At 68.4% G+C, this 21964-nt stretch carries 19 protein-coding genes; 10 read left to right on the forward strand and 9 right to left on the reverse strand.

The features are described from left to right. Nucleotides 1-3 precede the first annotated feature (3 nt). A complete protein-coding gene (locus tag ACZ6YV_RS23675) occupies nt 4-873 on the forward strand; it encodes an SDR family oxidoreductase (protein ID WP_465511681.1) in 870 nt (289 codons plus the stop codon). Next, nucleotides 870-2090, forward strand: coding sequence for an acyl-CoA dehydrogenase family protein (locus ACZ6YV_RS23680; RefSeq protein WP_465511682.1), 1221 nt, complete (start codon nt 870-872; stop codon nt 2088-2090). The genes ACZ6YV_RS23675 and ACZ6YV_RS23680 overlap by 4 nt, the downstream gene beginning before the upstream one ends. Nucleotides 2091-2344: 254 nt before the next feature. Here the strand turns inward: ACZ6YV_RS23680 and ACZ6YV_RS23685 are convergent, their stop codons facing one another. Together ACZ6YV_RS23685 and ACZ6YV_RS23690 are read right to left on the reverse strand one after the other, a co-directional pair. Then, entirely contained in the window at nt 2345-4831 is a 2487-nt protein-coding gene (locus tag ACZ6YV_RS23685; RefSeq protein WP_465511683.1) for a DNA gyrase/topoisomerase IV subunit A, read from the reverse strand. 29 nt (nt 4832-4860) lie between these two features. Continuing rightward, entirely contained in the window at nt 4861-6912 is a 2052-nt protein-coding gene (locus tag ACZ6YV_RS23690) for a DNA gyrase/topoisomerase IV subunit B (RefSeq protein ID WP_465511684.1), read from the reverse strand. Between the two features lie 278 nt (nt 6913-7190). On the opposite strand from ACZ6YV_RS23690, the gene ACZ6YV_RS23695 reads away from it, so the two are divergent. Then, nucleotides 7191-8084, forward strand: a complete 894-nt coding sequence (locus tag ACZ6YV_RS23695; protein ID WP_465511685.1) for a hypothetical protein — start codon at nt 7191-7193, stop codon at nt 8082-8084. Here ACZ6YV_RS23695 and ACZ6YV_RS23700 read toward each other — a convergent pair. Next, nucleotides 8068-9492, reverse strand: coding sequence for a glycoside hydrolase family 76 protein (locus tag ACZ6YV_RS23700; RefSeq protein WP_465511686.1), 1425 nt, complete (start codon nt 9490-9492; stop codon nt 8068-8070). The two genes, ACZ6YV_RS23695 and ACZ6YV_RS23700, sit on opposite strands and share 17 nt — an antisense overlap. Nucleotides 9493-9627: 135 nt before the next feature. On the opposite strand from ACZ6YV_RS23700, the gene ACZ6YV_RS23705 reads away from it, so the two are divergent. Next, a complete protein-coding gene (locus ACZ6YV_RS23705; protein WP_465511687.1) occupies nt 9628-10725 on the forward strand; it encodes an LLM class flavin-dependent oxidoreductase in 1098 nt (365 codons plus the stop codon). Continuing rightward, nucleotides 10722-11300: an FMN reductase gene (locus ACZ6YV_RS23710; RefSeq protein ID WP_465511688.1), complete on the forward strand. Its 579-nt coding sequence runs from the start codon at nt 10722-10724 to the stop codon at nt 11298-11300. The genes ACZ6YV_RS23705 and ACZ6YV_RS23710 overlap by 4 nt, the downstream gene beginning before the upstream one ends. A 268-nt stretch (nt 11301-11568) precedes the next feature. Here ACZ6YV_RS23710 and ACZ6YV_RS23715 read toward each other — a convergent pair whose 3' ends face one another. Together ACZ6YV_RS23715 and ACZ6YV_RS23720 are read right to left on the reverse strand one after the other, a co-directional pair. Beyond that, complete coding sequence (locus ACZ6YV_RS23715) at nt 11569-11910, reverse strand: YciI family protein (protein ID WP_378237485.1); 342 nt, start codon at nt 11908-11910, stop codon at nt 11569-11571. After that, a complete protein-coding gene (locus tag ACZ6YV_RS23720) occupies nt 11910-13139 on the reverse strand; it encodes an MFS transporter (RefSeq protein ID WP_465511689.1) in 1230 nt (409 codons plus the stop codon). Before ACZ6YV_RS23720 ends, ACZ6YV_RS23715 begins: the two co-directional genes overlap by 1 nt. Before the next feature lie 146 nt (nt 13140-13285). Between ACZ6YV_RS23720 and ACZ6YV_RS23725 the strand changes: the two genes are divergently transcribed. The 3 genes from ACZ6YV_RS23725 to ACZ6YV_RS23735 all read left to right on the forward strand — a co-directional run bounded on the left by ACZ6YV_RS23725 (nt 13286) and on the right by ACZ6YV_RS23735 (nt 15341). Continuing rightward, nucleotides 13286-13699, forward strand: a complete 414-nt coding sequence (locus ACZ6YV_RS23725; RefSeq protein WP_465511690.1) for a PGPGW domain-containing protein — start codon at nt 13286-13288, stop codon at nt 13697-13699. Nucleotides 13700-13719: 20 nt separating this feature from the next. Next, on the forward strand, nt 13720-14397 hold the full coding sequence (locus ACZ6YV_RS23730; protein WP_465511691.1) for a TetR/AcrR family transcriptional regulator: 678 nt from the start codon (nt 13720-13722) through the stop codon (nt 14395-14397). A gap of 86 nt (nt 14398-14483) precedes the next feature. After that, complete coding sequence (locus ACZ6YV_RS23735) at nt 14484-15341, forward strand: oxidoreductase (RefSeq protein ID WP_465511692.1); 858 nt, start codon at nt 14484-14486, stop codon at nt 15339-15341. Between the two features lie 59 nt (nt 15342-15400). Here the strand turns inward: ACZ6YV_RS23735 and ACZ6YV_RS23740 are convergent, their stop codons facing one another. Both ACZ6YV_RS23740 and ACZ6YV_RS23745 read right to left on the reverse strand, forming a co-directional pair. Then, entirely contained in the window at nt 15401-16225 is an 825-nt protein-coding gene (locus ACZ6YV_RS23740; protein WP_465511693.1) for an ABC transporter permease, read from the reverse strand. After that, nucleotides 16215-17111 (reverse strand): ABC transporter ATP-binding protein, encoded by an 897-nt coding sequence (locus ACZ6YV_RS23745; RefSeq protein WP_465511694.1) that lies wholly within the window; start codon nt 17109-17111, stop codon nt 16215-16217. The genes ACZ6YV_RS23740 and ACZ6YV_RS23745 overlap by 11 nt, the downstream gene beginning before the upstream one ends. 155 nt (nt 17112-17266) lie before the next feature. Between ACZ6YV_RS23745 and ACZ6YV_RS23750 the strand changes: the two genes are divergently transcribed. Then, a complete protein-coding gene (locus ACZ6YV_RS23750) occupies nt 17267-17725 on the forward strand; it encodes a hypothetical protein (protein WP_465511695.1) in 459 nt (152 codons plus the stop codon). Nucleotides 17726-17732: 7 nt separating this feature from the next. On the opposite strand, the gene ACZ6YV_RS23755 is transcribed toward ACZ6YV_RS23750, so the two are convergent. Together ACZ6YV_RS23755 and ACZ6YV_RS23760 are read right to left on the reverse strand one after the other, a co-directional pair. After that, the gene (locus ACZ6YV_RS23755; RefSeq protein WP_465511696.1) at nt 17733-18041 is read right to left on the reverse strand and encodes a hypothetical protein; all 309 of its coding nucleotides are present in this window, start codon (nt 18039-18041) and stop codon (nt 17733-17735) included. Continuing rightward, nucleotides 18031-18654 carry a hypothetical protein gene (locus ACZ6YV_RS23760; RefSeq protein WP_465511697.1) on the reverse strand — a complete coding sequence of 208 codons (624 nt, stop codon included), beginning with the start codon at nt 18652-18654 and terminating at the stop codon, nt 18031-18033. Before ACZ6YV_RS23760 ends, ACZ6YV_RS23755 begins: the two co-directional genes overlap by 11 nt. Before the next feature lie 641 nt (nt 18655-19295). On the opposite strand from ACZ6YV_RS23760, the gene ACZ6YV_RS23765 reads away from it, so the two are divergent. Further along, nucleotides 19296-21908, forward strand: coding sequence for a CHAT domain-containing protein (locus ACZ6YV_RS23765; RefSeq protein WP_465511698.1), 2613 nt, complete (start codon nt 19296-19298; stop codon nt 21906-21908). Nucleotides 21909-21964 lie beyond the last annotated feature (56 nt).

The following is a 21964-nucleotide window of genomic DNA, read 5'->3' on the forward strand; positions in this document are numbered from 1 at the left end:
GCCATGGGAGCACTCGACGGACGGGTCGCCGTCATCACCGGCGCCGGACGCGGGATCGGCCGCGAGCACGCGCTGCTGTTCGCACGAGAAGGCGCGAGCGTCGTGGTCAACGACCTCGGCGGGGCGAACGACGGAAGCGGGGCCGACGTCGGCCCGGCGCAGGAGGTCGCCGACGAGATCCGCGCGGCGGGCGGGAAGGCCGTGGCGAACACGGCCAACGTCGCCGACTGGGCGGGGGCCGCCGAGCTGGTGAACCAGGCGGTGGACGAGTTCGGCAGGCTCGACGTCGTCGTGAACAACGCGGGCATTCTGCGGGACGCTTTCCTTGCCGGGCTTGAAGAATCCCAGTGGGACTCCGTGATCGCGGTGCACCTCAAGGGGCACGCGGCGGTGCTGCGGCACGCGGCCGCGTACTGGAAGACGGCGAGCAAGGCGGGCGAGCGGGTGGCGGGCTCGGTGGTCAACACCGCGTCGGCCTCCGGGGTCACGCTGCCGAACGCGGGACAGGCGAACTACGGCGCGGCGAAGGCGGGGATCGCCGCGCTGACGCTGGTCGCCGCCGAGGAACTGGAACGCTACGGCGTGCGGGTCAACGCGATCGCGCCGATCGCGCGCACCCGGCTCACGCTGGCGACGCCGGGCATGGGCGCGATCTTCGCCCAAGAGGTCGAGGAAGGGGAGTTCGACGCGTTCTCCCCGGCCAACATCTCGCCGCTGGTCGCCTACCTCGCGACCGAGAAGTGCCCGATCACCGGCAAGGTGTTCGCGGTGCAGGGCGGCGCGATCTCGGAACTCGCGGGCTGGCACGACGTCAAGGTGATCGAGACCGAGGAAGCCTGGGAGATCGACGACATCGCGGCGAGGCTGCCGTGATCGAGTGGTCCGAGACCGAACTGCTGATCCGGGACGCGATCCGCGAGTTCGTCGACAAGGAGATCCGGCCGCATGTCGACGAGCTCGAAAGCGGGACGCTGCCGCCGTACGACCTTATCCGCAAGATGTTCGCCGCCTTCGGCATCGACGCGCTCGCGCGGGAATCGGTGACGAAGCTGTTGTCCAAAGAGCGCAGCTCCGGTGGCGGAGGCTTGGCTTTCGGTGGGCAGGAAGCGATGGCGCTCATCGCGGTGAGCGAGCTGGCCGGGGTCAGCCTCGGCATCGTCGCCTCGCTCGGCGTGAGCATCGGGCTGACCGCGCAGACGATCCTGACGAAGGGCACGCAGGCGCAGAAGGAACGGTGGCTGCCCGAGCTCGCGACGTTCGAGAAGGTCGGCGCGTGGGCGATCACCGAACCCGACTCCGGCTCGGACGCTTTCGGCGGGATGAAGACGTCGGTGCGGCGCGACGGTGACGAGTACGTCCTCAAGGGACAGAAGACGTTCATCACCAACGGGCCGTACGCCGACACGATCATCGTCTACGCGAAGCTCGACGAAGGCAACGGCGCCGCCGTCCGGGATCGCAAGGTGCTGACGTTCGTGCTGGACAAGGGCATGCCGGGGCTCACGCAGGGCAAGCCGTTCAAGAAGATGGGCATGATGTCGTCGCCGACCGGCGAGCTGTTCTTCAGCGACGTCCGGCTCGGGCGGGACAGGCTGCTCGGCGAATCCGAGACCGGGCGTGACGGCGACAGCAAGGCCGAGGTGAAGTCCGGGTTCGCCGTCGAGCGGATCGGGGTCGCGGCGCTGGCGCTCGGGATCATCAACGAATGCCACCGGCTCTGCGTGGACTACGCGAAGAACCGGAAGCTGTGGGGCCAGGAGATCGGGCGGTTCCAGCTGATCCAGCTCAAGCTGGCGAAGATGGAGGTCGCGCGGATCAACGTGCAGAACATGGTGTTCCAGCTGATCGAGACGCTGCGCGCGGGCAAGATGCCGACGCTGGCCGAGGCTTCGGCGATGAAGCTGTACTCGTCGGAGGCGGCCACCGAGGTCGCGATGGAGGCCGTGCAGCTGTTCGGCGGGAACGGGTACATGGCGGAGTACCGGGTGGAGCAGCTGGCGCGGGACGCGAAGTCGCTGATGATCTACGCGGGAAGCAACGAGATCCAGGTGACCCACATCGCGAAGGGCCTGCTGGGCCGCCGCGTTTAGTCCTCTGAATGCGGTGGGCGCGAGGGCAGGGAGAGCAAGGGACCTTTGCTATCGCGTTGGGGTCCGGGGCTGCCCGCCGCCTGCTGACGACACGGGTGACCAGACGGCCGACACGGGTGTCTGGACGGACGACACGCGTGATTGGGGCCGGAACTCGCGTGATTGGGGCCGGAACTCGCGTGATTGGGGCCGGAACTCGGGAGTTCCGGCCCCAATCACGCGTGTGACGGGTCTGATCACGCGTGTGACGGGGGTCAGTCGCGTTCGATGAGGTGGCCGACGACCTCGGGGCCCGGGTGGGCGTGGCCGGAGCCGTCGCGGCGCGGGTCGACTTCGGGCAGTTCCACGGGGTCGCCGTTGCGGCCGGCACCGGCCGGGCGCGGCCCGATCCAGCCGACGACCAGCCGCGTCTCGCCCTTGAGGAACCGCTGTGCGCGGACACCGCCGGTCGCGCGGCCCTTCGCCGGGTACTCGTTGAACGGCGTCACCTTCACGCTCGCGCCGGTCGCGGTGACGACCATCGGCTCGCCGTGTTCGGCGTCGTCGGTCCGGATCGCGCCGAAGAAGACCACTTCCGCCTCACCGCGCACGACCATCCCGGCCATGCCGCCGCCCTTGAGACCCTGCGGCCTCACCAGCGAAGCGGCGTAGCGCAGCAGGGACGCTTCGGACGACAGGAACGCCAGCGTCTCGTTGCCGTCGGTGAGCCAGGTGGCGCCCACGACCTCGTCGCCGTCCTTCAGGCTGATCACGTCGAACTCGTCCGAGCGGACCGGCCATTCCGGCGCGCAGACCTTCACGACGCCGTGCTTCGTGCCGAGCGCGAGACCCGGGGAACCGGTGGCCTGCTCGCCGAGCGGCGCCACGCCGATGACGCGCTCGCCCTTCTCCAGCGGCACTAGTTCCTTCGCGGCCATTCCGCCGCGCAGCGACACGGTGCCCGCCTGTTCGGGCAGCACCGGCAACGGCAGCACGTCGGTCTTGAACGCGCGGCCGCGATTGGTCACCAGCAGCACCTGCCCGCGTGCGGTCGAGTGCACGACGGCGGCCACCGAGTCGTGTTTGACGCGGCCGTTGCGGCGCCGCACTTCCGACGACTCCTCCGATTCCGCCGCGGTCCGCGCGACCAGCCCGGTGGCCGAAAGGATCACCTGGCACGGGTCGTCGGTGACCTCCAGCGGACCCGACGGCTTCGACGCGGCGAGGACCTCCTTGAGGTCGCCGTCGATCAGCGCGGTGCGGCGTTCGGTGGGGGAGTCCTTGGCGACCTTGGCCAGCTCGGCCGAGACGACCTTCTTCAGCACCGACTCGTCGTCGAGGATCTTCGACAGCTCGGCGATCTCCTCGCGCAGCTTGTCCTGCTCGGCTTCGAGCTCGATCCGGTCGTACTTGGTGAGCCGACGCAGCGGCGTGTCCAGGATGTACGTCGCCTGGATCTCCGAGAGCTTGAACCGCTTCATCAGGCCGTCCTTCGCGGCCGCGGCGTTCTCGCTCTCGCGGATCAGCTTGATCACCTTGTCGATGTTGAGCAAGGCGGCCAGCAGGCCTTCGACCAGGTGCAGGCGCTCTTCGCGCTTGCGGCGGCGGTAACGCGTGCGGCGGGTGACGACCTCGTAGCGGTGGCTGAGGAAGACCTCCAGCAGCGCCTTGAGCCCCAGCGTCTGCGGCTGCCCGTCCACCAGCACCAGGTTGTTGATGCCGAAGGACTGCTCCAGCGGCGTCAGCCGGTACAGGTCCGCCAGCAGCGCCTGCGGGTTCACGCCGACCTTGCATTCGACGACCAGCCGCGTGCCGTTCTCGCGGTCGGTGAGGTCCTTGACGTCGGCGATCCCGGTCAGCCGCTTGGACTTGTTGACCTCGTCGGTGATCTTCTCGATCACCTTCTCCGGGCCGACGCCGTACGGCAGTTCGGTGACGGTGATCGCCTGACGGCCGCGGCTGCCCTCCAGCGGCCCGGTCTCGGCGCTGGCGCGCATGCGCACCACCCCGCGGCCGGTCTCGTAGGCGCGGCGGACCTCGTCGAGGCCCAGCAGCGAACCGCCGGTGGGCAGATCCGGGCCCGGGACGAACTCCATCAGCTTGTCGAGGGTGGCCGTCGGGTGGTTGATCAGCCACCGCGCCGCGCCGATGACCTCGGTCAGGTTGTGCGGGATCATGTTGGTCGCCATCCCGACCGCGATCCCGGAAGTGCCGTTGACCAGCAGGTTCGGGAACGCCGCGGGCAGCACCGACGGCTCTTCGAGCGAACCGTCGTAGTTCGGCCGGAAGTCGACGGTGTCCTCGCCGAGTTCGCCGACCAGCAGCATCGCTTCCGGGGACAGCCGCGCCTCGGTGTACCGCGAGGCGGCCGGGCCGTCGTCGGGGGAGCCGAAGTTGCCGTGCCCGTCGACCAACGGGACGTTGAGCGAGAAGTCCTGCGCGAGCCGGACCATGGCGTCGTAGATCGCCGTGTCGCCGTGCGGGTGGTACTTGCCCATCACGTCGCCGACCACGCGGGACGACTTCACGTACGCGTGCGTCGGCCGGTAGCCGTTCTCGTTCATCGAGTACATGATCCGGCGGTGCACCGGCTTCAGCCCGTCCCGCGCGTCCGGGAGCGCCCGCGAGTGGATGACCGAGTAGGCGTACTCCAGGTACGAGTCCTCGATCTCCGTCTTCAGCGAGTTGTCGAAGACGTTCGCGCCGGGCCTGTCGAACGCTGACGGGTCGACCTTGGTGGTGGTGCCCTTACGGCGTGCCATTGCTCAAAGCTCCTTGAATAGCAACGAAATCAGGCGTCGATGGCTTCGCGGTCGACCCGGTCGGAAGAGGCGACCAGCCAGTTGCGGCGCGGTTCGACCTTCTCGCCCATCAACAGTTCGAGCGCGTTCTCCGCGGCTTCGACGTCGTCGAGGGTGATCCGGCGGACCGAGCGGGTGGCCGGGTTCATCGTGGTGTCCCACAGTTCGTCGGCGTCCATCTCGCCGAGGCCCTTGAACCGCGGCACCGGCGTGACGATCTGCTTGCCCGCGCGCTCCAGCGCCGCGAACTTGGTCTCCATCTCCTTCTGGGTGAAGGTGAAGTGGGTTTCCGGGTTGCGGCCCTTGGTGACCAGTTTGTGCAGCGGCGGCATCGCGGCGTAGAGCCTGCCGTCCTCGATCACCGGCCGCATGTACTTGGCGAACAGCGTGATCAGCAGCGTCCGGATGTGCGAACCGTCGACGTCCGCGTCGGCCATCAGGATCACCCGGCCGTAGCGCATGGTCGTCAGGTCGAACGTACGCCCGCTGCCCGCGCCGAGCACCTGCACGATCGAGGCGATCTCGGCGTTCTTCAGGGTGTCGCCGAGCGACGCCTTCTGGACGTTGAGGATCTTGCCGCGCAAGGGAAGCAGCGCCTGGTACTCCGAAACGCGCGCCATCCGCGCCGAACCGAGCGCGCTGTCACCCTCGACGAGGAACAGTTCGCTGCGGGCGACGCCGGTGGTGCGGCAGTCGACCAGCTTCGGCGGCATGGCCGCGCCTTCGAGCGCGGTCTTGCGCCGGGCGGCGTCCTTCTGCTGCTTCTGGGTGAGACGGACGCGTGCCGCGTCGACCACCTTCTGCAGCACGACCTTGGCCTCGGACTTGGTCTTGCGCTCTTCGGTCCAGGCACGGATGTGCTTGTCGACGATGCCCTGGATGACGCGGGTGATGCCGGCGGTGGACAGCTCGTCCTTGGTCTGCGAGGTGAACTGCGGCTCCGGCAGCCGGACGTGGACGACCGCCGTCATGCCTTCGAGGACGTCCTCGACCGTCGGCATGTCCTCCTTGGGCTTGAGCAGTCCGCGGGTCTTGGAAATGGCGTCCTGCAAGGACTTCAGCACCGCGCGGTCGAAGCCGCGGCGGTGGGTGCCGCCGTGCACGTTGCGGATGGTGTTGGTGAAGCACTCCACCGTGCGCTCGTAGCCGGTGCCCCAGCGGAGCGCGACCTCGATCTCCGCGTGACGCTCCACATTGGACTGCATGACACCGCTGGCGTCGGCGGCGTTCTCCTTGTACGTGCCCTCGCCGTTGATGATCAGCGTGCCGCAGACGGGTTTCTCGCTGTCCGGGGCGAGGAAGTCGACCATGTCGCCGAGGCCGTTGGGGAAGTGGAAGGTCTCTTCGCTGATCGAGTCGTCGACCGCGGTGCGCAGCACGTACGTGACGCCCGGGACCAGGAACGCGGTGTTGCGCATCTTCGCGCGGACGCCTTCGACGTCGAGCGCGGCGCCTGTCTCGAAGTAGCGCGAGTCGTACCAGTACCGGATCGACGTGCCGCCGCGCTCGCCGCGCTTCATCTTCCCGGTGATGTTCAGCCCGGACTTGCGGGTGAACTTGGCCTTCGGGCCCGGCCCGTCGAACACGCCGGGCACGCCGTGCGCGAACGACATCTGGTGGACCTTGCCCTCTTGCTTCACCGTGACGTCGAAGCGGTGCGAGAGCGCGTTCACCGCCGAAGCGCCGACGCCGTGCAGGCCGCCGGAGGTCTTGTAGCCCGAGCCGCCGAACTTGCCGCCGGCGTGCAGCCTGGTCAGCACGAGCTCGACACCGGACAAACCGGATTTGGCGTGCGTGCCGGTGGGGATGCCGCGGCCGTCGTCGTCGACCTGGACACTGCCGTCGGCGTGCAGGGTGACCACGATCTTCGCGGCGTGACCCGCCACACCTTCATCGGTCGAGTTGTCCACGACCTCGGAGAACAGGTGGTTGATGCCGCGGCTGTCGGTGGAGCCGATGTACATCCCGGGGCGCTTGCGGACCGCTTCCAGACCCTCGAGATGCGTCAGGTCGTCGGCCCCGTACAGGGTCTCAGCAGTCACTGGGTACTTCTCCTGGAGTCGTGGCTCGCGAACTGGCTCGTGACGGTGGCGTTCAACGCGACACCGTACTGGAGGATATCCGTCCCCTCCGACAGCTTCCTCTTCAGAAGCACCCGGGTGTGGCGGACCACCCGTCCCGATGACCGGGTCACGGCTGGGGAAAGCTGCTTTCTCGCGCCTCGGACGAGGCGTTATCGTTTCCGGTGTCACAGGGTGACGGGGGGAAGAAGGTGGCCGTCGGATTCGGTCCCACACGCGTATCGACCGTACGGCGCGTCGTGAGTCTCTGGTATTTCGTGGCGGTCGTCGGGTCGCTCGGTGTACTCGCGCCTTTGCCGTTCGTGCACGCCGCCCTGCGGCTGCGCCGGGCCGTCGTGTGGCTGTACGTACTGGCCTACGCCGTGGTGTCCGGCGTGATGCTCTACGCGCTCGCGCGGGCGGGCGAGAAGGACAACACGGAGATCGCGTTCGGCTACCTCTGGTTCTTCGGCACGATCCTGTTCGTCACCGTGTCCTGCGTCCACCTCGCCCTGCTGCGGAAGAAGATCCTCTACCCGCCGCCGACGGTGTGGGTGGAGTCCGGCATGCACTGCGGGCTGTTCTCGATCGACATCGCCGGGTTCGGCCAGGTCGGGCGCAGCAGCGAGACCTTCGTCCAGGTCCGGAGAATGCTCTTCGGCCTGCTGTCCAGCGCCTTCGAGGCCAGCGGGATCGCCTGGGAAGTCTGCCTGAAACGCGACACCGGGGACGGCATGATCGTCGTCGTCCCGCCGCATTTCCCGAAGTTCAGGCTGCTGTTCCCGCTGCTTTCGCGGCTGGCGGCGGACCTGGCCCAGTACAACGTGGTCACCGCGCCCGGCCTGCGGATCCGGGTGCGGGTGGCGATCCACGCCGGGGAGATCACGGTCGACGAGTACGGCGTGACGGGACGGCCGAAGGTGCTGCTCGCCCGGCTGCTCGATTCGCGGGTGCTGCGGGGCGCGCTCGCCGAGGCGCCGGACGGGTCACCCATGGTGGTGCTCGTCTCCGACCGGTTCCACGAGGACGTCCAGGACCAGGGCGGCCCCGGTCTCGACACGATGAGCTACCGGCAGGTGCTCGTGCACGAGAAAGAGACCGAGGTCCGCGCCTGGCTGCACGTCCCGGATCCGGTGCTCAGAGGGCTGCCGTGAGGACCTCCAGCGCGCTGTGCTGACGGGCGGCGTCGACCTTGTCGACCGGCCCCGCCCAGCGCAGGCCGTGCTGATCGAGCGACGTGCGGTTGTTCGCGATCGTCGAATTCGCTTGGCGGGTCAGGTAAGCGCGGTACGGCCTGCCCGGCAGCGCCCGGTCCAGCTCGCCGAGACCGCGGGCGTACGCGCCCTTGAACGACGGCCCGTCCGCTCCGCAGTCGCCGGACTCGCACGGGTCGCGCAGGATCCCGTTCGAGTGCAGCAGCGAGGTCGTGGTGGCGGCGTCGGCGAGCCGGCGGGCGCGGGTGAGGAGGGCGGCGTCACCGGTCGCGCGGTTCAGTTCGACGAGCGCGCCGAGGACGATGCCCTGGTTGTAACTCCAGACGGCCTGCCCGTTGTTGGCGCAGGAGGCGTTCAGGCCGTCGTTGACCAGGTTGTTCCCGTTGATCATGCCGCTCGCCCGGAACCAGTCCCAGACCTCGCGCGCCCTGGCGAGCTGGAGTGTGTCGCCGGGGAGACGGTTGTGCAGTGACGCGGCGACCTTGACGTACAGCTCGTTGGTGACGGCGTTCTTGTACGTCTTCGCCGTCGACCACCAGAGACCGCCGCCGCAGGTCCCGTCGCGGTAGGAGTACATGTAGTCCGCCGCGATGACGGCGGTGTCGAGGTAGCGGCGGTCCTTGGTCAGGTCGTAGGCGCGGATCCAGGCGAGCGTCCACCAGCCGGTGTCGTCGATGTACTCGTTGGTGAAGTTGTTGCCACGATTGCGGTCGAAGGTGTTGGCGATGGCGTAGCGGTAGTTCTGCGAGCCGGTGCGGATGCTGTAGTCGAGGATGGCGGTGAGCGCGTTCGCCGAGTTCCACCAGCCCGTGGTCTGCCAGAGTCCGGTGCCGTTGTCGTAGAACTGCATGAGCGCGGTGGCCGCGGCTTCGGTGCGGTTGTTCGCGGCGACCGTGGTGCGGAACCACGGCGTGCAGGCGATTTCCGGCCGGTTGCCCGCCTTCCCGCAGGCGCGCAGGGCGCCGAAACGGTGGGTGGCGGGGTCGTCGGCGTTGAACATCAGGGTCCGCCGGCCGCGTTGTCCGGCGGGGATCTTCGTGTCGCCGATCCGGCTGTCGGCGGACCACGTGCGGCCGCCGTCGAAGGAGCGGTCGAGCCAGAGTTCGTCGCCGGGGTCGCCGTCGGCGATGCTGCCCCAGCCCATGTCGTCGCCGTCGGAGAGGTGCAGCGTGATGCCCCGGCCCCAGACCGTCGCGGTGCTGGGTCTTCTTTCGCCGACGGCCAGCGCGGGGTCGCGGCTGTCGCAGTACTTGGCGCAGATAGTCGCCGAGACGGCGGGTTCGGGAGTGGTGGCGGCCGGCGTGAGAGCGAATGTCAACGTTGTCACAAGCAGGGAAGCGATCCACATGGATCCGAGTGTGAGGGCGGCCACTTTCCGGGCCGATCAAGTCACCCTTTCGGCCTGCGTCGATGGTCTGGAATACTTCTTGCGCGCATGAGGTTGAACGCTCAAGCAATAACAACCCGGCTTAGGGAGCAGGTCATGCAGTTCGGAATCTTCACGGTGGGCGATGTGACGACCGACCCGACCACCGGGGAGGCGCCCAGCGAGTACGAGCGGATCAAGGCGATGGTGCGGATCGCGCTCAAGGCCGAAGAGGTCGGCCTCGACGTCTTCGCGACCGGCGAGCACCACAACCCGCCCTTCGTGCCCTCTTCGCCGACGACGATGCTCGGCTACATCGCCGCGCAGACGTCGAAGCTGATTCTTTCCACCTCGACCACGCTGATCACCACGAACGACCCGGTGAAGATCGCCGAGGACTTCGCGATGCTGCAGCACCTCGCCGACGGCCGCGTCGACCTGATGATGGGCCGCGGCAACACCGGCCCCGTGTACCCGTGGTTCGGGAAGGACATCCGGCAGGGGATCCCCCTCGCGATCGAGAACTACCACCTGCTGCACCGGTTGTGGCGCGAGGACGTGGTCAGCTGGTCCGGCAAGTTCCGGACGCCGCTGCAGGAGTTCACCTCGACCCCGCGGCCGCTCGACGGTGTCCCGCCGTTCGTGTGGCACGGTTCGATCCGCAGCCCGGAGATCGCGGAACAGGCCGCCTACTACGGCGACGGGTTCTTCGCGAATCACATCTTCTGGCCGAAGGAGCACTTCCAGGCGCTGATCGACCTGTACCGCGAGCGGTACGAGCACTACGGGCACGGCAAGGCGGACCAGGCGATCGTCGGCCTCGGCGGCCAGGTGTTCCTGCGGCCGAAGTCGCAGGACGCGGTGCGGGAGTTCCGGCCGTACTTCGACAACGCGCCGGTGTACGGGCACGGGCCGTCGCTGGAGGAGTTCACCGAGCAGACGCCGCTGACCGTCGGCAGCCCGCAAGAGGTGATCGACAAGACGCTGACCTTCCGCGAACACTTCGGCGACTACCAGCGTCAGCTGTTCCTGCTGGACCACGCCGGGCTGCCGTTGAAGACCGTGCTGGAGCAGCTCGACCTGCTGGGTGAGCACGTGATCCCGGTGCTGCGTAAGGAACTTGACTCGCTTCGCCCCGCTCACGTGCCTGAGGCTCCTACGCACGCTTCGCTTCTTTCGGGGGCTTCGGTGTCTTCTTCGGAGGTGACGGTATGACGACGATCGCTGTGGTGACCGCGGGGTTGAGCCAGCCGTCCTCGACGCGGCTGCTCGCGGACAAACTGGCCGCGGCGGTTTCCTCCGCGCTGCCGGACGTGAAGATCGAGGTGATCGAACTCCGCGACCTCGCCCTCGACGTCACGAAGAACATGCTGACCGGGTTTCCTTCCCCGGCCCTGCGCGCGGCCATCGACACGGTGACCGCCGCGGACGGCCTGATCGCCGTGACGCCGGTGTTCACCGCGTCGTACAGCGGGCTGTTCAAGTCGTTCTTCGACGTGCTGGACCAGAAGGCGCTCGACGGGAAGCCGGTGCTGATCGGCGCCACCGGCGGGACCGAACGGCACTCGCTGGTGCTCGACTTCGCGCTGCGTCCGCTCTTCGCCTACCTTCGCGCCGAGCCTGTCGCGACGGCGGTGTACGCGGCTTCGTCGGACTGGGCTTCTCCGGGGGATCTCGATACGCGGGCTTCGCGGGCTGGGCGAGAGTTCGCTGCTCGGCTGTCGTCGGCGCCGGTGGTGGCTCCGAGCAGCGGTTTCGTGCCGTTTGAGCAGTTGTTGGGCGGTGGGTGAAGGGAGCGGGGGACCTTTGCTATCGCCTGGCGGGGCGTGCGGCGGTGACGCGTCGGTACAGCGGGTCGTGAGTGGTAAGTCGCGTTCTAACGACACTTGCCACTCACGACCAACCCGACCCACTCGGTGCCGCCGCCCTGGTCGCCTCAAGTACGTGAAGGACCCCTTCATTGCGCTAGGCGCAATGAAGGGGTCCTTCACGTACTTGGGAAGGCGTGAAGGTCGAGTTTCCTCGGCTGAGCGTAGGCAAGGAGGCCTTCACGGAGAGTCAGGGCGTCGGCCAGATCGGCCGGATCTCGATGGTCGCGAACTTCGTGACCGGATGCTTCGACGCGACCTCGATCGCCTCGTCGAGGTCGGCGCACTCGATCAGGTCGTAGCCGAGGATCTGTTCCTTCGTCTCCGCGAACGGCCCGTCCGAGACGAGCAGGTCGCCGTCGCGGTGGCGCACGGTGGTCGCGGTGGCCGTCGACCGGAGCCTGCTGCCGGACAACCGCACTCCGCGCGCGGTCATCTCGTCGACCCACGCCTGGGTCTTTTCGTCGAGCGGGTCGTCGCAGCCGTCCGCGCCGGGGTGAGGGCTCCCGCAGATCAGCAACATGTAGCGCATCAGTCCTCCATCGCCAGGGCTTTTTCGGGCCGCAGCGCCGAAAGAGCGATTGCCAGGCCCAGTGCCGCGAAGCAGGCGGCGACCACGAATCCCATGCGGAAGCCTCCGGTCACGGCTTCCGCCGACGTCGCGGTACCGGTGACGGCCACCGACACGGCCGAGGCTACCGAGACACCGAGCGCGCCGCCGACTTGGAAGGCGGCGGTGTTGATGCCGGACGCGAGCCCGGTGTCCCCGGCGTCGACGCCGCCCAGCGCGGCCATCGGCGCGGCGACGGTGGCCGCGCCCAGCCCGAGCCCGAAGGCGGCGAGGCCGGGCAGGAGATCCGTCAGGTAGGAGCCGTCCGGCGAGATACCGGCCAGCGTCAGGCAGCCGGCGCCGAGCAGTACCGTGCCCACGGCGGCCAGGCCACGGACGCCGATCCTGGGGATCAGCGCGTGCCCGCCGTACGCCCCGACGACCGCCATCACCGGCAGCACCGCCGTCGCGACGCCGAACAGCAGCGGCGAATAGCCGAGTATCTCCTGCGCATAGCGCGAAATCAGGAACGAGACCGCGAAAGCGCCCATCGCGCTGGTGAGCATCACCAGGTTGCCGCCGGTGAGCATCCGCGACGAGAAGATCCGCAGGGGGATCAGCGGCGCTCCGCGTCGTGAAGCGTCGCGGCTTTCGGAGAGCAGGACCGGCGTGGCCACGAGCAGCACGAGCGCGACCGGGATGTTCAGGAAGAACACCCACTCCCAGCCGAGCGCCCGCGTCAGCGCCCCGCCGATCAGCAGCGCCGCCGTGGCGCCGAAGCCGCCGACGCCCGACCAAGCGGCGAGCGCCTTGGTGCGTTCACCGTCGTCGGTGAAGGTCGTCATCACCAGCGAAAGCGCGCTCGGCGCCATCAGCGCGGCCGAAATCCCCTGGAGGACCCGAGCGGCGATCAGCACGTCGTCGCTCCAGGCGAATCCGCACCACAGCGAGGAGAGCAGGAACAGCAGCGTGCCCGCCGAGAACGTCCGGCGGCGGCCGAGCAGGTCCGCGGCGCGGCCGGCGGGCAGGAGCAGGAGACCGAAACTCAGCAGGTACGCGCTGAGCACCCAATGTGTCCCGCCGCCGTCGAAACCGAGGTCCCGTTCGATCGACGGCACCGCCAGCACGACGATCTGCGAGTCCAGGATGACCATGAAGTTGGCCGTGCAGAGCAGGGCCAGCGCTCGCCATCGGCGCGGGTCGGGGTGCATGCGTGCCTCCGTCCTTCGGTGGGTGGTTCACCCACCGACGAACGGCTGCTCCCGGAACAGACAGGTCCGGCGAAGAGTTTTCAGATCGGGCGGGACCAGCGCGTTCCCGGCACAATCGGTCAGGGGAACAACGGCGAGGAGAAGACGTGGGCATCGGAAAACCCGTGAGGCAGGTGCTGATCCTGATCGCGGGAGTCATTCTCCTGCTGGTCGGCATCGCGCTGCTCGTGCTGCCCGGACCCGGCTTGCTGCTGGTGCTCGCGGGTCTGCTCGTGCTGGCTTCGGAGTTCCCCGCGGTGGAGAAGTACGTCGATCCCATCCGCGACAGGGCGATGAAGGCGGCCGAGGACAGCGTCTCGTCCCCGCTGCGTATCGCGGGTTCGGTGCTGGCCGGGCTGTGCCTGCTGGCCGCGGGCGTGGTCTGGGGACTCGTGCCCGGTCTGCCGCTCGCCGGCTGGAGCACCGGTTCGAGCCTGATCCTGTCCGGGCTCATCCTGTTCGCACTGCTGATCTGGAGCTACCAGCGGGTGCAGGCACGAAGGGCCGCGAACGCCGAATAACAGCCGGGTGGTCTGGTACCGTGCGGCGCGTGTCCTCCGACTTCCAGCGCGCGCGGCGGCCGGAACAGGTGGAGGCCCGGCGCGCGGCGATCCTCGGCGTGGCGCGCGAACTCCTGGCCGAGCGGCCCGTCTCCCGGATCAGCCTGCGGGAACTGAGCGACAGGGTCGGCCTGGCGAAGTCGAACGTGCTGCGGTACTTCGACAGCCGCGAGGCGATCTTCCTGGAAGTCCTCGACGCGGTCTGGGTCGCGTGGCTCGACGAGCTCGAAGACGAGCTGGGCGCGCTTGAGAACGCTGATTACGAGCGCGTCGCGACAGTCATCGCGACGTCGATCTCGCGGCAACGCCTGCTGTGCGAGCTGATCAGCACGATGGCCGCGGTGCTCGAACGCAACATCTCCGTGGAGACCGCCCGGACGTTCAAGAGCCGGGCGGCCGAACGGACCGAACGGCTCGGCGACGTCGTCCGCGCCCGGGTCCCGTTGGACGCCCGAGCCGCCGGACACTTCGCGAAGGCCGTCTTCATCCTCGTCGCGGGACTGTGGCCCTACGCGAACCCTGGCGAGGCGGTGGCGACGGTCCTGGCCGAACGGGGAGCACCCGCCGGCCACGAGATGTTCGTCGACGGGCTGACCGAAGGACTGGCGAACCAGCTGGTCGGCCTGGCTGTTCGCGCAGGTCAGAGCCCCGGGCGATAGCAAAGGTCCCTTGCTCCCTTCCCTCGCGAGCCGGACCGGCCGGATCTGCTTAAGGTGAGCGCAACCCACTCGTACAAGGAGCGATCATGAGCCCAGGCGGCACCCACACCCTCGGCGATCTCACCGTGAGCCGGATGGGCTACGGCGCCATGCGGCTGTCCGGCCCCGGCATCTGGGGACCGCCGAGCGACCGCGACGGCGCGCTCGCCGTCCTCCGCGAAGCTGTCGAGCTGGGTGTGACCCACATCGACACCAGCGACTTCTACGGTCCGCACACGACCAACGAGCTGATCCGCGAGGCACTGCACCCGTACGCGGACGGCCTGCACGTCGTCACGAAGGTCGGCGCGAAGCGGACTCCGGACAAGGGCTGGCCTGCGGCGCTTTCGCGCGAGGAGCTGACCTCGGCGGTCCACGACAACCTGCGCAACCTCGGCGTCGACGTGCTCGACGTCGTCAACCTGCGGCTCGCGGGGGAGCACGGGGTCTTCCCGATCCCGGTTTCGGTAGCGGAGCCGTTCGAGGTCCTCGCCGAGCTTCAGCAGCAGGGCCTGATCCGGCACCTCGGCCTGAGCCACGTCTCGGCGGAGCAGGTCAAGGAAGCCCGCTCGATCGCGCCGGTCGTCTGCGTGCAGAACGAGTACAACGTCGCGAACCGCGCCAACGACGGCCTGCTCGACGCCCTCGCGGCCATCAACATCCCGTTCGTGCCGTACTTCCCGCTCGGCGGGTTCACGCCGCTGCAGTCCGGCGTGCTGGACGACTGCGCCCGTCGCGTCGACGCGACGCCGATGCAGGTCGCGCTCGCGTGGCTGCTCCAGCGGTCGCCGAACATGCTGCTGATCCCGGGGACGTCGTCGGTGTCGCACCTGCGGGAGAACGTCGCCGCCGCGGAACTGGAACTGCCCAAGGACGTCATCGCCGACCTCGACGCCCTCGCCTAGCGGTCCGTGAAGGCCTCCTTCACTACCCTCAAAGTAGGGAAGGAGGCCTTCACGGATCTTCAGAGGACATCCCGGCGCCGCAGCAGCCAGCCGCCGAGAACGGCGAAGACCACCAGGTACCCGGCCACCACCAGCGTCGCCTGCGAAGCACCGACGAGGGCCCCGATCCCCGGCGTCGCGCCCGAAGCGCCGAGCGACGCGGCCAGCGAGCCGGCGTTGGCTCCCGGCAGGGCCAGCTGGACGGTGTTCACCCAGTCGAGAAGCGGGGCCGCGACCCCGAACAGCAGGTTCTGGACCACCAGCAGCCACACCAGGCCGAGCCCGATCGGCAGCGCCACCCCGCGCATCGCGATCGCGAGCGCCGCGCCGAAAGCCGCCCAGGTCATCGCGATCAGCCAGCCCGCGCCGATTCCCGTCAGCAGCGAGCCGAACTCGGGCCAGTCCGTCGGCTGGCCCTCCGAGGAAGCGATGATCGCGCTCGTGACCGCGCCGGTCGCGAAGGTCGTCAGCACGATCGTCAGGGTCGCGACGGCCAGCGCGAACAACTTTCCACTGTAGACAGTCAGCCGCGAAGGACCCTGTGTCAGCACGGTCTTCCACGTGCTCCAGCCGTATTCGCCGCCGACGGCCAGCACCCCGATCACGAGCATGATCGCCCCGAGGAACACCGGCAGCCCGCCGATCGAGTTGCCGACCAGGTTCGACGGCATGGTCGCCGCCAGCCCGCGATCCGTGCCGGGCGCCCCGCTCGGCGAGCCTGCCGCGCCCGCGAGCGGCAGCAGGTAGGTGAAGGTCAGGCCGAGCACGACCGCGATCCCCAGCATGAACCAGTTGGCCGGACGCCGGACGAGTTTCGCCAGCTCGGCGGTGCAGCTACCCCACATGACTTGCCACCTCTCCGGTGAGCTCGAAGAAGACCTGTTCCAGATCCCGTTCGCGGACGTGCAGTTCGCGCACCGCGATCCCTTCCGTGACGAGTTCGCGGTTCAGCCACGACGCGCGCTCCGGGGCGACCGTCAGATCGAGCCCGGTCCCGCTCGCCCGCACGTTCTCCGCGCCGATCCAGCGCCGCGTCAGCTCGGCGGCGCGCAGGTTCTCGTCGGTTTCGATGTGCAGCACCGTGCCGCCGCGGAGTTCGGCCACCGTGTTCTCCGCGACCAGCCTGCCGCGGGAGACGACGCCGACCCGGTCGCAGATCTGCTGGACCTCGCCCAGCAGATGGCTCGACAGCAGCACGGTGCAGCCTTCCGCGCCGAGCCGCCGGATCAGCACGCGCATGTCGGCCATCCCCGCCGGGTCGAGGCCGTTGGTCGGCTCGTCGAGGATCAGCAGCCGCGGATCCTTCAGCAACGCCGCCGCGACACCCAGCCGCTGCTTCATGCCGAGGGAGTAGGTCGAGTACCGGTCCTTGCCGCGATCGGCGAGGTCGACCATCGCGAGCACTTCGCCGACGCGGAGCGGGTCCGTTCCGCTGTAGGAGGCCAGCACCTTGAGGTTGTCCGCGCCGGACAGGTACGGGTAGAACCCGGGGGATTCGATCAGCGCGCCGACCTCGCCGAGCGCGCCGGGCGGTCTGCCGAACAGCCGCACGCTGCCGGAAGTCGGCCGGACCAGGCCCAGCAGCATCCGCAACGTCGTCGTCTTGCCCGCGCCGTTCGGGCCGAGGAAGCCGTAGATCTCGCCGGGCAGCACGGTCAGCTTCATCCGGTCGACGGCGAGGTGCTCGCCGTACCGTTTCGTGAGTTCGTCTGTGTCCACGGGAAGGTTCATGGTGACGAATGGTGGCGCGGGAGAGGCCCTCGCCACATCCGTTCCCAAGCGGCACCCGGCGTACGTCACCGGACGTAGGAGATGGCCGGAATCCTGTGATATCCGTCGAAAACACCGGTACCGGGCACCGGGGTGCGGATCATAGGCTCGGCGGCGTGTCCAAAGTTCTCTTGATCATCCACGTACTCGCCGCCGTCATCGCGATCGGTCCGGTCACCGTCGCGGCCAGCATGTTCCCCGCCGCCGCCCGGAAGGCGTTCGCCGAACCGGGTTCCGGGCTGTCCGTACTGCGCTTGCTGAACCGGATCTGCCGCGTCTACGCGATTCTCGGTCTGGCGGTGCCGTTCTTCGGACTGGCGACGGCGGGGAGCATGCGGGTGTTCGGCGACCTGTGGGTGATCGTGTCGATCGTGCTCACCGCCGCGGCCACCGGTGTGCTGGCGCTGCTGGTCCTTCCCGGGCAGAACGCCATTCTCGCGGCGCTGGACACCGAGCCGCCGTCGGAACCGGTCACGGCGGGCCGCGTGGCGATGTACACCGGGATGTTCAACCTGCTCTGGGCCGTGGTGACGGTGCTGATGATCGTACGACCCGGATCGACCACCGGCGCGTGAAGAGCTCTTAGGACTTCAGCAACTGATTGAAGAACGACCGGTAGCGGCGCAACGCGATCCGGAGGTCTTCGGTGGCCGGTTCACCCTGGCTCCAGGCGGATTCCAGGTCCTTCTTGTGGTCCGCGAAGGTCGTGGCCAGGTTCTGGATCACGACGGCGACGAGTTCGTCGGCCTCCTTGACCGCCCGCTGCGGATCGTCCACAAAGGCCGTCTGGATGCCCTGCCAGCTGTCGCGGAACCGTTCGACGTCGGTGACGGCGAACAGGGTCTGCTCACTGTCCTCGGTGGATTCTTCCCGGACGGGCTCAGCGCTCACCAAGTCCTCGGTGCCCAGAGGCCTGCTTTCCGTGTCCTCGGTTCCCAGAGGCCTGCTTTCCATGATCTTCCACTCCTTCGTCACCGTCGGTCAACAGATCTTCGAACACCTCGCGGTAGTGCTTCATCGCCCCGCGCATGTCCTCAGTGGACATCTCGGATTCCCTGTGGTTCTCCAGGGTTTCGTGTCCGGCGCGATAGTGCCGCAACGCGTTCGCGTGCCGGACGGACAGATCCGCGAGCTGCTGGTCGTACCCTTCGGTCGGGTAACCGCGCTCGGCCATCAGGGAGACCAGTACCCGGTCCGCCTCGACGACGGCGCCGGACGGTCGGTCGACGAACTGTTCCTGGATCAGTGCCCATTCCTGCGCGTACCGGTCCCTTGTGGACGACGGCAGCGGCCGGATGTCGAGATCCGAATGGCGTTTCACCCGCGAGGAAAGCTCACGTTCGGCCTCCCTCGGGCTTTCGTGTTCCTTGACGGCCCGGTCGTATTCGGGCCCGAACGTCTCTCGTAATCGCCGCCTGCGCTGCCCCTCGATGACGAACCAAACGGCCGCGCCCACTACCAAGATCGCGGCGGCGACGATGATGATGACCAACCATGTTGGCATCGCTATCTCCTCCGGATTTTTGCCGGTCAACCCCCGACCGGTCGTGAGTTCCCCGGCGTTTGTCGGCGGAAACCCTTGTGTCGCAAGAAGTTTTGGATCTTAGGCCGGATGGCGCAGCGAAACGATCTCGATCCGTCGCCTTCGCGGAGGGTGGCGTAAGCCCCTATCGGCCATTTGGTGCAGGTCGTAAGGCTCGCTAACTAGACGTCCCTCTTTTGGGTGCCGCCGATGACTCAGTGTAGGTAAAAACTCCCGATCATTGCTCCGTTGTGGCACTATTGCCCCGTTCGCAGGAAGAGGGCCTGCGCGCAGAGGGGGCCGCCGTAATGGGGCTGCCTGGTAAGACAGAGAAAGATCAGCAGGGGAGGAGATCGTCAAATGTCGACGCCTACGGACGTCAAGGACCCCATCGGTGAGGAGGAGCCGGTCGACCCGGTTCTGCCCAAGCCTGACCTGCAACAACACGAACACAGCCCGGACTGTGATCACTTTCGTGACAAGCTGCTGGAATGCTCGGGCGGCTGTATCCAGACCCCGCCTCCGACGCCTTGACCGCGTGAGTTGAAAGACTTGAACCGCCCGTCAGGGTATTCCCTGGCGGGCGGCGGTCTTTCGGCTACCGACTGTGCTGTCATAGATCAGTGGTCGTAACAGAACTCGGGATGGCCGAGGCCATCGAAAAGGCGCGTGCCCTGCAACGGGCAGGGGTCGACGCGGTCTGCTCGGCGCGGCCGCGCGAAGGTTTGAAGCTGCTCCATCAGGGAATGTCGGTTCTCGACTCGGTGGAACCGGCGCTCGAAGGCGACCGATCGGAGTGGCTCGCCGCGCGGATCCGCCTCACGAACTCGCTGGTCGCGCTCGGCGCGGAAACCGGTGGGGAGGTCGCCGCCGGGCTGGCCGAACTGGACGAGGTCCGGTCGCTGCTCGCCGACGTCGGGGATCTGAAGCTGCGGGCGGAACTGAGTGGTGCCATCGACCACAACTACGGGCTCCTGCTGATGGCGGTGGGGCAGAACGAAGACGGCATCGCCTACTTCGATTCTTCGATCCACAGTAAGGAATTCGTTCTCGCCTCGGCGCAGGATCCGATTCCCGTACTTCATCCGTACCTGGGAACGATGATCACGCGCGGCCTGGCGTACACGCGGTTGGGCGCCGTCGGCCGGGCTCGTGAGGATCTGGCTCGTGCCATGGACATCGCGGAGAAGTACGAACTGCGGTTCCAGGCGGCCGACGTCCGTCGTCCGCTCGGTTCGCTCGAACTACGGGTCGGGAACGTTCCTGCCGCTCTCCGGCTGTACGAGGAGAGCGAACGGATCTATCGGGCCCTCGACCAAGAGGTGCATCCACTTCTGCGGCTGGACCAGGCTCAAGCGTTGCTGGCCGCGGGCCTGGCGGACGAGGCGGCCCGGCATCTCGACGAGGTACTGGAGGTCATGCGCGCGCAGAGCAGCGCCACCCGCGATCTCGCCGACGTGGAGTTGTACCGCGCGTCGGCGGCGCTGATGAGCGACGACCTCGAACTCGCGCGCGGCTACGCGGCCTCGGCGCGGCGAAGGATGCTGCGCTGGGGATGTCAGACCTGCGTGGCCAACGCGACCATCGTCGGTCTCCGTGCCGACGTCCGGGATGCCTTGCGCACCAACGAGATCCCGCTCACCCTGACCGCTCGCGCGCTGCGCGCGGCGAACGGGATGCCGATGCCGCGGCTCGCCGATCAGGCCGCGCTGGCGCGCATGCTGGCCGTCCGGGTCGAGCTGCGGAAGGGAAAACGCAAGCGTGCGGCCGAGTTGCTCGACAGGATCCCGCGTCCGGGGCGGCTGACCTCCGTCGATCATCGGATGCTGCGAAGACTTTGCCGCGCGGAACTCGCGATCTCGGAGGGGAACAAGACCAGGGCACTGGCGGAGATCCGGGCCGGGCTCACCGAACTCGACCGGGTCCGCGACCGGATGGGCGGCCTCGAGCTGGTGTCCGGGACGGCGTTGCACGGCCGGGAGCTGGCGGATCTGGCCGTCAAGATCGTGCTCGAACGTGCGGATGCTGCCCGGTTGTTCGCCTGGACGGAGCGGACCCGCGCGCAGAGCTACCGGTACGAACCCCTCGCGGCGACGGATCCGGAGCTCGCCGAGCGGGTCGGCGAGGTCCGGGGTCTCGACCAGGCGATCCACCAGGCGCAGCACGAAGGACATTCGACGGCGGCCCTGCGCGCGAAACACGCCGAGCGGCTGCGCGAGGCGCATCGGCTCGGGTGGCACGCCGGACGCTGGGGCAAGCCGCGGCCGATCGCGCGCCTCGCGGAGGTCGCCGAGCGGCTGGGCGAACGCGCGCTGGTGAGTTTCGCGTACTCCGAGGACGACCTGGTGGCGGTGGTCGTCGCGGGCGGGCGATGCGAACTGGTGCGGCTCGGTTCGGCGGCGCGGGCGGCGGAGTCCGCGCGGATGCTGAACGTCGATCTCGACGCCCTCGCCCCGGATCAGCTGCCGGCGCCACTGGTCCAGTCGGTCCTCGGTTCGGCGCGGAAACAGGCGGAACGGCTCGACATCCAGCTGATCCGGCCGCTGGAAGGGCTGCTCGGGGACCGCGGCCTGGTCGTCGTGCCGACAGGTCCGTTGTACGCCGTCCCTTGGGGTGTCCTGCCCGCGCTGCGGTCGCGGCCCATCGTCGTCGCCCCGTCGGCGACGGCGTGGCTGGGCGCGGAACGTGCGACGGTGCCCAGCGCGCGGAAGGTCGTGCTCGTCCGCGGTCCGGGTCTCGTGGGCACCAGGGGAGAGCTGGAAAAGCTCGCCACGCACTACCAGGACGCGCATACGTTGACCGGGCCCGACGCGACAGTGTCTTCCGTGCTGCGCGCGCTGGACGGCGCGAAGCTCGCGCACATCGCCGCGCACGGCGCGCACGAACCCGAGAACGCCTTGTTCTCCCGGCTGGAACTGGCGGACGGGGCGCTCTTCGCGCACGAGATGGCCGGGCTCGCGCAACCGCCGTCGCAGGTCGTCTTCGCGGCGTGCGAACTGGCGCTGAACCGGATCCGGCCCGGCGACGAAGTCCTCGGTTTCGCCAGCGCGCTGCTCGCGAGCGGTTCGCGGACGGTGATCGCCCCGTTGAGCCGAGTCGGTGACGAGGCCGCGGCGGCCGCGATGGACGACTACCACCGCGGACTCGCCGAAGGGGCCGGACCGGCGACGGCGTTGGCGGACACCATCGCCGTTGATCCGTTCCGGCGACCGTTCGTCTGTTTGGGTGCGGGCTGAACGTACGGCTTGACAACACCTGTTCGATCTTCACGACTCCAAGTGCCCGGTTGGTT

It is taken from the genome of Amycolatopsis sp. NPDC102522 (genome assembly GCF_055584485.1).

What these genes read in the sequence shown, in the direction of transcription:
- ACZ6YV_RS23715 (WP_378237485.1), bottom strand. Translation starts at nt 11,910, where the DNA reads ATGCGCTACATGTTGCTGATCTGCGGGAGCCCTCACCCCGGCGCGGAC.
- ACZ6YV_RS23710 (WP_465511688.1), top strand. Translation starts at nt 10,722, where the DNA reads ATGACGACGATCGCTGTGGTGACCGCGGGGTTGAGCCAGCCGTCCTCG.
- ACZ6YV_RS23685 (WP_465511683.1), bottom strand. Translation starts at nt 4,831, where the DNA reads ATGGCACGCCGTAAGGGCACCACCACCAAGGTCGACCCGTCAGCGTTC.
- ACZ6YV_RS23720 (WP_465511689.1), bottom strand. Translation starts at nt 13,139, where the DNA reads ATGCACCCCGACCCGCGCCGATGGCGAGCGCTGGCCCTGCTCTGCACG.
- ACZ6YV_RS23700 (WP_465511686.1), bottom strand. Translation starts at nt 9,492, where the DNA reads ATGTGGATCGCTTCCCTGCTTGTGACAACGTTGACATTCGCTCTCACG.
- ACZ6YV_RS23675 (WP_465511681.1), top strand. Translation starts at nt 4, where the DNA reads ATGGGAGCACTCGACGGACGGGTCGCCGTCATCACCGGCGCCGGACGC.
- ACZ6YV_RS23745 (WP_465511694.1), bottom strand. Translation starts at nt 17,111, where the DNA reads ATGAACCTTCCCGTGGACACAGACGAACTCACGAAACGGTACGGCGAG.
- ACZ6YV_RS23760 (WP_465511697.1), bottom strand. Translation starts at nt 18,654, where the DNA reads ATGCCAACATGGTTGGTCATCATCATCGTCGCCGCCGCGATCTTGGTA.
- ACZ6YV_RS23705 (WP_465511687.1), top strand. Translation starts at nt 9,628, where the DNA reads ATGCAGTTCGGAATCTTCACGGTGGGCGATGTGACGACCGACCCGACC.
- ACZ6YV_RS23735 (WP_465511692.1), top strand. Translation starts at nt 14,484, where the DNA reads ATGAGCCCAGGCGGCACCCACACCCTCGGCGATCTCACCGTGAGCCGG.
- ACZ6YV_RS23740 (WP_465511693.1), bottom strand. Translation starts at nt 16,225, where the DNA reads ATGTGGGGTAGCTGCACCGCCGAGCTGGCGAAACTCGTCCGGCGTCCG.